The sequence below is a fragment of the Streptomyces sp. NPDC015532 genome (assembly GCF_043078065.1).
GTDB lineage: Bacteria > Actinomycetota > Actinomycetes > Streptomycetales > Streptomycetaceae > Streptomyces.
The window spans coordinates 1,416,238-1,426,247 of sequence record NZ_JBIBSY010000001.1 but is presented as its reverse complement, the minus strand read 5'-3'; the positions used below and the strand labels follow the sequence as shown (position 1 = coordinate 1,426,247).

Genomic DNA, 10,010 nt, shown 5'->3' with positions numbered 1-10,010 from the left:
CGCCCCCGGGGGCGGGCGCGGGTGTCGGGGGGGGGGGGCGTCCCCCGGGGGGGGGGGGGGGGGGGGGGGGTGGGGGGGGGGGGGGGGGGCGGGGGGGGGGGGGCCCCCCCGGCCCCCCCCGGCCGTGTCAGCCGGACAGCACGTCCAGGAGACGGTCGACGTCGGCGGGCGTGTTGTAGAGGTGGAACGACGCCCGCAGGTTGCCCGCGCGGTTGGACACCTCGATGCCGGCCCGGCTCAACTCGCCCTGCCGGTGGCCGAGTCCGGGCACGGAGACGATGGCGGAGCCGGGTGCGGGCAGCGCCTCGTGGTCCAGCGCGGCCAGCCCCGCGCGGAACCGTTCGGCGAGGGCCAGGTCGTGCTCGTGCACGGCGTCCACGCCGAGTTCCTCGATCAGGGCGAGGGAGTGGCGCACCCCGGCATGGGTGAACAGGGCGGGACTGACGTCGAACCGGCGGGCGGAGTGGGCGAGTTCCTGCACCGGGCCGTAACAGGCGTCCCAGGGCCGCTCCGCGGCGACCCAGCCCGCGTACAGCGGGGTGAGCCCGCCGAAGTCCTCGGGCACCACGAGGAAGGCCGCGCCGTGCGGGCCCAGCAGCCACTTGAAGGTGGTGCACACGGTGAAGTCGTAGCCGTCCGCGTCGATCGGCAGCCAGCCCGCCGCCTGGGAGAAGTCGACGTAGGTGCGCGCCCCGTGAGTGCGGGCCGCCTCGCGCAGCGCGGGGAGGTCGGCGATCCGGCCGTCGGCGGACTGGGCGGCGCTGACCGCGACGAGCGCCGTGCCGGGCCGTACGGACTCGGCGAGCCGCTCCAGCGGTACGGCGCGCACCTTGAGGTCACCGCGGACGTGGAACGGGTTCAGCACGGAGGTGAAGTCGTCCTCGGCCGTGAGGACTTCGGACCCCGGGGCCAGCCCGGAGGCGACCAGCGCGGTCTGGGCCGCGACGGACGGGCCGGCCGCGACCCGGGCGGCCGGGACACCGGCCAGCCGGGCGAAGGAGGCGCGGGCCAGCTCGACGTCCTCGAAGAGGGAGTCGATCGGCCTGCCCGCGGCCCGCAGGGCCACCGCCTCGTGCAGGGCCGCGACGGTGCGGGCGGGGAGCAGGCCGGTGCTCGCGGTGTTCAGAAACGTGTTCTTCGGGGCGAACTCGGCACGGACGAGGGTCTCGAAGGTCTCCATGGAACCACTGTGGGCCCGGACGATGCCCAAGTCCATTGAGGACTTTTACGTGGTTTCCCCAAGCGGCGCTTATGCATGGGCCCCGACCTGCGTCTTCCGGCGCCGGGGCCCCTCTCCCGCGCTGGTCAGTTCTGCGGGACGGCACAGCCGTCCGGGCCACAGGCCTCGGCGTCGGCGCTCTCGTCCTGGAGCAGCGTGAGCGGCGGGCGCTCGCCCCACGCCTGGGCCAGCGCCTGGGCGAAGACCTCGGCGGGCTGTGCGCCGGAGACACCGTACGTGCGGTCCAGCACGAAGAAGGGGACGCCGTTGGCGCCCAGCTCGGCGGCCTCGCGCTCGTCGGCGCGGACGTCGTCCGCGTAGGCGGCGGGGTCGGCGAGGACCCCGCGGGCCTCGCCGGCGTCGAGCCCGGCGGCGACGGCCAGCTCCACGAGCCGCTCGTCGTCGCCGAAGACGGTCCGCTCCTCGGCGAAGTTGGCCTTGTAGAACAGGCCGATCAGCTCGTCCTGGCGGCCCCGCGCCTTGGCCAGGTGCAGCAGCCGGTGCATGTCGAAGGTGTTGCCGTGGTCGCGGTCCCGGGTGCGGTACGCGAGGCCCTCGGCGGCGGCCTGCGTGCCGAGGTTCTCCTCGCCCGCCTGCGCCTGCGCCTCGCTCATGCCGTACTTCTTGGTGAGCATCGTGATCACGGGCTGGGTGTCGCCCTTGGCGCGGCCGGGGTCCAGCTCGAACGAACGGTGCACGACCTCGACCTCGTCACGGTGCGGGAAGGCGTCGAGCGCCTTCTCGAAACGGGCCTTGCCGACATAGCACCAGGGGCAGGCGATGTCGGACCAGATCTCGACGCGCATTGTTCGGCTCTCTCCAGGTCGTGCGGATGGGGGACACCCTCCAGGGACGTCGTATAGGTGAACATTCAAGCGGCTCGGGTCATTCCCCGGCCGCGTCCGCCTGCCTGTCCGCGCCCCGGGCCCCGTCCGCACGCCTGGCCACGTCGTACCGCAGGTACAGGTGGTGATCACCCTCCGCGGGCGGGTTCTCCGGATCGGGGGCCCAGCCCAGGCGGGCGTAGAAGGCCTGCGCGCGCAGGTTGTCGGTGTGCACGTCGAGGGTCGCCGCGCGCACGCCGTCCGCCTGCCACTCCTCCACGCAGGCCGCGTGCAGCGACCTCCCGATTCCGGCCCGCCAGTGGCCGGGATCGACGTGGAACTGGAAGAGCTTGACCGTGTCGGCGGGCGCGCCCTCGTCCGTACGGAACGAGGCGATGCCGACGATCCGGCCCTGCGCGACAGCGCACAGCACATGCGCGTCGGGGCGGGCGATGGAGCCGCGCCAGGCCTCGGCCCAGTCGATGTCTCCCTGCGGGACGCCGTCCGGGTAGTACGTCGAACGGGCCCGGAAGTGCAGATCGGCGATGGTCTCGGCCTCGACGGGCAGGGCGGTGCGGATCACCAGCGCGCCGGTCACACGTTCACTGATCATGCAACGGAGGACGTCATGGTTCCGGTCGCGGTTCCGTGCCGGCTGAACTGGGTCCGGTAGGCGCTCGGGGTGAGGCCGGTCCGTCGGACCACGTGCGCGCGCAGCGAGTCGGCCGTGCCGAGCCCGCAGGCACCGGCCACCTGGTCCATCGGCAGGGTCGTGGTCTCCAGGAGTTCCTTGGCCCGTTCGACGCGCTGGTGGAGCAGCCACTGGAGGGGGCTGACCCCGCTCTCGGCGTGGAACCGGCGGGTGAGGGTGCGCACGCTGACGCCCGCGTGCCGGGCCAGGTCGGTGAGGGTGAGCGGCTTGTCGAGGTTGCGCATGGCCCAGCCGCGGGTGTCCGCACAGGCGTTGCCGCGCTCGGGGGGCAGCGGGGTCTGGGTGAACTGGGTCTGGCCGCCGGGCCGTACGGGGGCGACCAGGGCGAGGCGTGCGACCTCGTTGGCGACGGCGGCGCCGTAGTCGGTGCGGATGATGTGCAGACACAGGTCGATGCCGGCGGCGTAGCCGGACGACGTCAGGAAGGGCCCGTCCTGCACGTACAGCACGTCTCCGCGCAGCTCGACCTGCGGATAGCGCCGGCGCATCACCCCGGCGTGGGCCCAGTACGTGGTGGCCCTGCGGCCCTGGAGCAGGCCCGCCTCGGCGAGCTGGAAGGCGCCGGTGCAGATGGACGCGATGCGCCGGCCCGCGGCGGCCGCCTCGCGGAGCGCCGCCACGATCCGCGGGTCCGGCTCGAACGGGGCCCCGGTGCCGGCGACGACCACCGTGTCCGCCTCCCGCACGGCCTCCAGACCGCGCGGGACGTACAGGTCGAGTCCGCCGGTCGTGGGTACGGGTCCCGGCTCGGCCGTGCAGACGACCACCTCGTAACCCGGCCGGCCGTCCACCACGACCTTGTCGAACAGCATCTCGGGCATCGCGAGGTTGAACAGCGAGACGGGAGAGGGGGCGATGACGGTGACGCGGTGCGGGGCGAGCAGCTCGGGCATGGCCAGAACCTCCGGAAGCATGGCATTCAGGCCACTACTGTACGGGGTCGAGGGTCCGCAGCATGGGGACATGTCAACGAACCAGATGTCCCGGGCCGCCGAACCCGTCCCCGGTCAGGGGAAGTCGGGGTCCCAGAGGCCCTCTTCCGCGCTCACCCTCACCGCCTCGCTGCTCGGCTTCGCGCTGACCTGTCTCGACGCGTCCGTGGTGAACGTGGCCCTCCCCACGATCGGCTCCTCCTTCGGCGCCGGGATGTCCGGCCTTCAGTGGGTGGTGGACGCCTACACCCTGGCCTTCGCCGCGCTGATGCTGTCCACCGGCGCCTTCTCGGACCGGGCCGGGGCGAGCCGGGCGTACGCGCTGGGCACCGTGGTGTTCACTCTCGCCTCGGCGGCCTGCGGACTGGCCCCGAACCTGCCGGCCCTGGTCGGCGCCCGGGTGGTGCAGGGTGTGGCGGCGGCGGTCGTGCTCCCGGCCTCGCTGGCGCTGGTGCGGCAGGCGTACGCGGAACCGGCCCGGCGGGCACGCGCGGTGGCCGCCTGGGCGGCGGGCGGTTCGCTGGCGGTGGCGCTCGGTCCGGTGGCCGGCGGCGCGCTGATCGCGGCCTGGAACTGGCGGGGCGTCTTCTTCGTCAACCTGCCGGTGGGCGCGGTGATCCTGCTGCTGCTCCTCCGGGCCCCCCGCTCGCGGCCCCGCCCGGCTCCGCTGGACCTGCCCGGCCAGCTGGCGGCGGTGGTGACCCTCTCGGCGCTGGCCTTCGCGGTGATCGAGGGCGGGACGGCGGGTCGGGTGGCGCTGCTGACGGCCGTGGTCGCGGGCGCCGCGTTCCTGCGGATCGAGGCGCGCCAGGCGCACCCTGTGGTGCCGCTCGGCCTGTTCCGCGACCGGACCGTGGCCACGACGGTCGCCGCGGGCTCGGCGGTCAGCGTCGCGTTCTACAGCATGGTCTTCGTCTTCTCGCTGTTCTTCCAGCAGGTCCAGCACCACTCCGCGCTGTACACCGGGCTGCTGTTCCTGCCGATGACGAGTCTGATCGCGGTGACGAACGTGGTGGCCGGCAAGCTCACGGGACGCTACGGGCCGCGGCTGCCGATGCTGGTGGGACAGCCCGTGGCCGCCGCCGGGCTGCTCGCCCTCCTGTGCGTCGACGCCCGCACGTCCCCGGTGCTGGTGGCCGTCCTGCTGGTCCCGCTGGCGCTGGGGTGCGCCCTGACGGTGCCGCCGCTCACCGCCGCGATGATGGACGCCGTGCCCGCCGAGCGGGCGGGGCTGGCGGCGGGTGTGCTCAACGCGGCCCGGCAGGTGTCCGGGGGCCTGGGCATCGCGGTGTTCGGGGCGCTGGTCGCGAGCGGTTTCGAGACCGGCATGCGGCTGAGCCTGGCCGTCAGCGCGGCCCTGCTCACCGTGACGTCCGCCCTCAGCTTCCGTCTCTCAGGTCGCTCGGCCAGTCAGGCCTGAACTCGATGCCGTCGTAGGTCACCACACAGCCCTCCCCCATCGGCGACTGGGTCATGAAGCCCACCAGCGCCGCCCCGGTCTCCTTCTCGCCGTCCAGGGTGAACAGACGCACGAAGGTCCAGCGCTCGCCGTCGCGGGAGGCGTGGAAGGCGAAGGCGCGGCCCGTGCGGCTCACCCGCAGCCAGACGGAACTGCCTTCCACCGTGAAGGAGTTGGCGTCGTCGGAGTGCCCCCGGGTGACCACCGTGCAGACGGTGGGAACGTCCGGGGAGAACTCCAGGCACAGCTTCGCCCAGGCCCGCTCCCCGACGTGGACGTACAGCACGCCCGCGTCGAAGGCCGCTCCGAAGCCCACCGTCACGCGGGCGATCAGCTGGAAGTCCCCCTCCGGCGAACCGAGGAGCCTCGGGGCGTCGGAAGCGGGGTCGAGTCCTTCGCCGGTGGGTGGCACGAAGCGGTCCTGCCGGGGCCCGGCCCAGCCGGTGAGGACACCGTCCTCGTACGACCAGTTCCCGTCGGGGCCGTAGGTGCGCAGGGAGAAGGGGAGTTCGGGGAGTGTGACGTCCATGGTCCGAAGTCTCTCAGGTTCCCGGCTGGCCTCTCCGGGAGAGAGGCCGGCACGGTACGGAACCGGCCCGTCCCCCCGAGGGGCCGGCCGGCGCACAACGGCCCGCACACGGAACCGGCCAGGACCGCCCCGCGGGGAATCGCGGCCAGGACCGGCCCAGCGGGAAACGGCCCGGCCCGGCGTCGGATCTAGCGCTCCAGGCGCCCGTCGTACCGTCGCGGAAGGCCCAGCGGGTTGTCGTCGCGCAGCTCGCGCGGCAGCAGCGCCTCGGGCACGCCCTGGTAGGCGACCGGCCGCATCCAGCGCTCGATGGCGGTGCCGCCGACCGAGGTGGACGTCGAGGTCGTCGCCGGGTACGGCCCTCCGTGGTGCTGGGCCGGCGCGACGGCGACCCCGGTCGGCCAGCCGTTCACCAGGACCCGGCCCGCCAGCGAGGTGAGTTCGGCGAGGATCTCCGCGCCGCGCCCCTCGCCCGCGGCCTCCTCGGCGGAGAGCTGCACCGTGGCCGTGAGGTTGCCGGGGAGCCGGGAGAGCACCGCGCCGGCCTCGGACTCGTCCTCGTAGCGCACCACGACCGTGAGCGGCCCGAAGCACTCCTCGAGGAGCAGATCGTGCTCGCCCTCGGCCACCAGCCTGCTCGCGGGCACGGTCAGGTACCCGGGGCTCACCGTGTGCTCACCGCCGGCGCCCGGCGTCACCGGGGCCTGGACGTCCGGGAGCGCGGCGCGCTCGGCGACCCCGGCGATGAAGTTGTCGCGCATGCGGTGGTCGAGCAGGACCCCGGCGGCGGTGTCGCTCACCGCGTCGGTCAGGGACTTCAGCAGACGGTCGCCCGCCGCGCCGGCCGGAGCGAGCACCAGGCCCGGCTTCACACAGAACTGGCCGACACCCAGGGTCATCGAGCCGGCGAGTCCCGTGCCGATCTCCTCGGCGCGCTCGGCGGCCGCGGCCTCGGTGACGACCACGGGGTTCAGGGAGCCCAGCTCGCCGTGGAAGGGAATAGGCACCGGACGCGAGGAGGCCGCGTCGAACAGCGCGCGCCCGCCGCGGACGGAACCGGTGAACCCGGCCGCCGCGACCAGCGGGTGCCGGACCAGCTCGACACCGGCCTCGAAACCGTGGACGAGGCCGATGACGCCCTCGGGAATGCCGTGCCGGCCCGCCGCGCGGCGCAGGACGGCCGCGACGAGCTCGGAGAGCGCCGGGTGGTCGGGGTGGACCTTGACGACGACCGGGCAGCCCGCGGCCAGCGCGCTGGCCGTGTCACCGCCGGCCACCGAGAAGGCGAAGGGGAAGTTCGAGGCCGAGTACACGGCGACGACGCCCAGCGGCACCTTGTAGCGGCGCAGGTCCGGGATCGGCGGGGTGGCCGTGGCGTCCGGGTGGTTGATCACGACGTCGAGGAAGGCGCCCTCGTCGACGATTCCGGCGAATGCACGCAACTGGTAGCAGGTGCGGGCGAGTTCACCGGTGAGCCGGACCGGGCCGAGCGCGGTCTCCGCGTCGGCGGCCTCGACGAGCTGGTCCTTGGCGCCTTCGAGCAGGTCGGCGGCGGTGCGCAGGAACGCGGCGCGTACGGTGCGGTCGGCGAGAGCGGGACGGGCGGCGTGCGCGGCGCGGACGGTCTCGTCCACCTCCTGGGCCGTGGCCTCCACCGCAACCTGCTCCCGCTGCTTCCCGGTACGGGGGTCGACACTCCAGACTGGTGCTGCTGCCACCGCGGGTCCCTTCAGATGTAATGCCACAGTTCTTGTGTCGCTCACCAGGAGTGTTCGATATGCTGAACGCTGTCTCTGATGGTGAACTCCTGTCGGAGACTATTTCCCGTCCAACGAAGGGGTCAAGGGCGATGTCGGCAGGCGAGACAGGCGGCGGGGCGCAGGTCAAGTCCGCGGTGCGAACCGTGGAATTGCTGGAGTACTTCGCCGGCAAGCCCGGAATGCACTCCCTCGCCGCGGTCCAGGAGGCCGTCGGTTATCCCAAGTCCAGCCTGTACATGCTGCTTCGGACGCTCGTGGAGCTCGGCTGGGTCGAGACGGACGCGACGGGCACGCGGTACGGCATCGGCGTCCGGGCCCTGCTGGTCGGCACCTCGTACATCGACGGCGACGAGGTGGTCGCCGCGGCCCGTCCCACCCTGGACCGGCTCTCCGACGACACCACCGAGACGATCCACCTCGCGCGCCTCGACGGCACGAACGTCGTCTATCTGGCCACCCGGCAGTCGCAGCACTATCTGCGCCCCTTCACCCGGGTCGGCCGCCGGCTCCCCGCCCACTCCACCTCGCTCGGCAAGGCGCTGCTGGCCACGTACGGCGACGAGCAGGTCCGCAAGATGCTGCCGGAGACGCTCCCCGCGCTGACCGAGCACACGATCACCGACCGGGAGAAGCTCATCGAGGAGCTGCACCAGGTGCGGGAGCAGGGCTTCGCGGTGGACCGCGAGGAGAACACGCTCGGGCTGCGCTGCTTCGGTGTGGCGATCCCGTACCGCACACCCGCCCGTGACGCGATCAGCTGCTCGGTGCCTGTGGCCCGGCTCACCCCCGCGCACGAGCAGATGGTCAAGGACGCCCTGTTCGACGCCCGCGACCGGCTCACCCTGGCCACCCGCAGGCTCTGACAGGGTCCGACAGGCTCTGACAGGCACGACGGCCGGCCCGGTGGCCGCATGAGGGAATGATGAGAAAACCGGGCGGACGGGAACGATTCACCCCCGATCGCTCGTCCTTCTGTGCGGGATGAACAAGACGATCAGGCGTGCCGCCGTCTTCACACTGCTGCTCGTGCTCTCTCTGCTGATCAGGGCGACCTGGGTGCAGTTCTACGACGGCCAGGCACTCGCGGACGACAAGGACAACCGACGGAACGCGATCGCGCTGTACGCGAACCCGCTCGGGAACATCATCGTGGCCGGCGACGCGATCACCGGCTCCGCGCAGACGACAGGGAGCGACCTCAAGTACAAGCGCACGTACAAGAACGGCAGCCTGTACGCGGCGGTCACCGGCTACAGCTCGCAGGTGTACGGCGCGACCCAGCTGGAGGGCATCTACCAGAAGCTGCTGGACGGCTCGGACATCCAGCTGAAGAACCCGCTGGACACGCTCACCAACAAGCGCGCCGACCCCGGTGACGTGGTCACGACGATCGACCCGGCCGTCCAGAAGGCCGCCTACAACGCGCTCGGGAGCAACAAGGGCGCGGCCGTCGCGATCGACCCGAAGACCGGCAAGATCCTCGCGGCCGTCTCGACACCGTCGTACGACCCGACCTCGATCAGCGCGGGCAACACCAGCGTCTGGCAGAAGCTGACCAAGGACCCCGACAAGCCGCTGGTCAACCGCGCGCTGCGGCAGCCGCTGCCGCCGGGCTCGACGTTCAAGCTGGTCGTGGCCGCCGCCGCGCTGGAGAACGGGCTCTACTCCGACGTGGACGCGAAGACGGACAGCCAGGACCCGTACACCCTGCCGGGCACGACGACCGTCCTGAAGAACGAGAACGCGTCCGCTCCCTGCGAGAACGCCTCGATCCGGGTCGCGCTCCAGTACTCCTGCAACAACGTCTTCGCGAAGATGGCGGTCGATCTCGGCCAGGACAAGGTCAGGGCCATGGCGGAGAAGTTCGGCTTCAACAACACGAAGCAGGACGTGCCGGTGCGGGCGTACGCCAGCGTGTACCCCACGGGCATGGACCGGTCGTCCACGGCGCTGACCGGCATCGGGCAGTTCGACGTCACCGCCACGCCGCTCCAGATGGCGATGGTGTCCGCCGCGATCGCCAACGACGGCAAGCTGGTCTCGCCGCACATGGTGTCGCAGACCAGCGACTCCGACGGCAACGTGCTGAAGGACTACGACGACAGCACGGACACCGAGGAGATCGTCAGCTCGGAGACCGCCCGGCAGCTCCGGTCCGCGATGCAGACGGTCGTCGAGGACGGCACGGGCACCAACGCCCTGATCCCCGGCGCGACCGTGGGCGGCAAGACCGGCACGGCCCAGCACGGCGAGAAGAACAGCAAGACGCCGTACGCCTGGTTCACGTCGTACGCGAAGTCCGACTCGAACGGCAAGGAGGTCGCCGTCGCGGTCATGGTCGAGCAGTCGGACGCGGCGCGCTCGGAGGTCAGCGGCAACGGTCTGGCGGCGCCGGTCGCCAAGGCGATGATGCGGGCGGCGCTGAAGAACTGAGCCCCGCCCGGCCCCGCACGCGCGGCGGGCCCCCCCCCCCCCGGGGGGGGGGGGGGCGCGGGGGGGGGGGGCGGGGGCCGGGGGGGGGGGGGGCCCCCCGGGCCCAGCGCCCCCGGGTGGGTGGGGGAGGGGCCCCCGGACC

The 10,010-nt window shown here is 72.7% G+C and carries 9 protein-coding genes; 3 read left to right on the top strand and 6 right to left on the bottom strand.

All coding sequences use genetic code 11. The annotated features are described in order from the left end of the window. Nucleotides 1-127: 127 nt before the first annotated feature. From ACF07B_RS06095 to ACF07B_RS06080, 4 genes are all read right to left on the bottom strand, one after another. Complete coding sequence (locus tag ACF07B_RS06095) at nt 128-1,180, bottom strand: aminotransferase class V-fold PLP-dependent enzyme (protein ID WP_392177881.1); 1,053 nt, start codon at nt 1,178-1,180, stop codon at nt 128-130. Between the two features lie 125 nt (nt 1,181-1,305). Further along, nucleotides 1,306-2,025, bottom strand: coding sequence for a DsbA family oxidoreductase (locus ACF07B_RS06090; protein WP_369484015.1), 720 nt, complete (start codon nt 2,023-2,025; stop codon nt 1,306-1,308). A gap of 79 nt (nt 2,026-2,104) precedes the next feature. Beyond that, nucleotides 2,105-2,656, bottom strand: a complete 552-nt coding sequence (locus ACF07B_RS06085; protein WP_392177880.1) for a GNAT family N-acetyltransferase — start codon at nt 2,654-2,656, stop codon at nt 2,105-2,107. After that, nucleotides 2,653-3,648, bottom strand: a complete 996-nt coding sequence (locus tag ACF07B_RS06080) for a GlxA family transcriptional regulator (RefSeq protein WP_392177879.1) — start codon at nt 3,646-3,648, stop codon at nt 2,653-2,655. Before ACF07B_RS06080 ends, ACF07B_RS06085 begins: the two co-directional genes overlap by 4 nt. A gap of 70 nt (nt 3,649-3,718) precedes the next feature. On the opposite strand from ACF07B_RS06080, the gene ACF07B_RS06075 reads away from it, so the two are divergent. Next, a complete protein-coding gene (locus tag ACF07B_RS06075) occupies nt 3,719-5,107 on the top strand; it encodes an MFS transporter (protein WP_392177878.1) in 1,389 nt (462 codons plus the stop codon). Here ACF07B_RS06075 and ACF07B_RS06070 read toward each other — a convergent pair. Then, entirely contained in the window at nt 5,067-5,675 is a 609-nt protein-coding gene (locus ACF07B_RS06070) for a DUF1349 domain-containing protein (RefSeq protein ID WP_392177877.1), read from the bottom strand. The genes ACF07B_RS06075 and ACF07B_RS06070 overlap by 41 nt on opposite strands. A 188-nt stretch (nt 5,676-5,863) precedes the next feature. Continuing rightward, nucleotides 5,864-7,393 (bottom strand): aldehyde dehydrogenase (NADP(+)), encoded by a 1,530-nt coding sequence (locus tag ACF07B_RS06065; RefSeq protein WP_392177876.1) that lies wholly within the window; start codon nt 7,391-7,393, stop codon nt 5,864-5,866. Between the two features lie 131 nt (nt 7,394-7,524). Here ACF07B_RS06065 and ACF07B_RS06060 point away from each other — a divergent pair, with 131 nt between their 5' ends. Both ACF07B_RS06060 and ACF07B_RS06055 read left to right on the top strand, forming a co-directional pair. Next, nucleotides 7,525-8,298 carry an IclR family transcriptional regulator gene (locus ACF07B_RS06060; protein WP_362407137.1) on the top strand — a complete coding sequence of 258 codons (774 nt, stop codon included), beginning with the start codon at nt 7,525-7,527 and terminating at the stop codon, nt 8,296-8,298. 118 nt (nt 8,299-8,416) lie between these two features. Then, nucleotides 8,417-9,868 (top strand): peptidoglycan D,D-transpeptidase FtsI family protein, encoded by a 1,452-nt coding sequence (locus tag ACF07B_RS06055; RefSeq protein ID WP_369484020.1) that lies wholly within the window; start codon nt 8,417-8,419, stop codon nt 9,866-9,868. Nucleotides 9,869-10,010 lie beyond the last annotated feature (142 nt).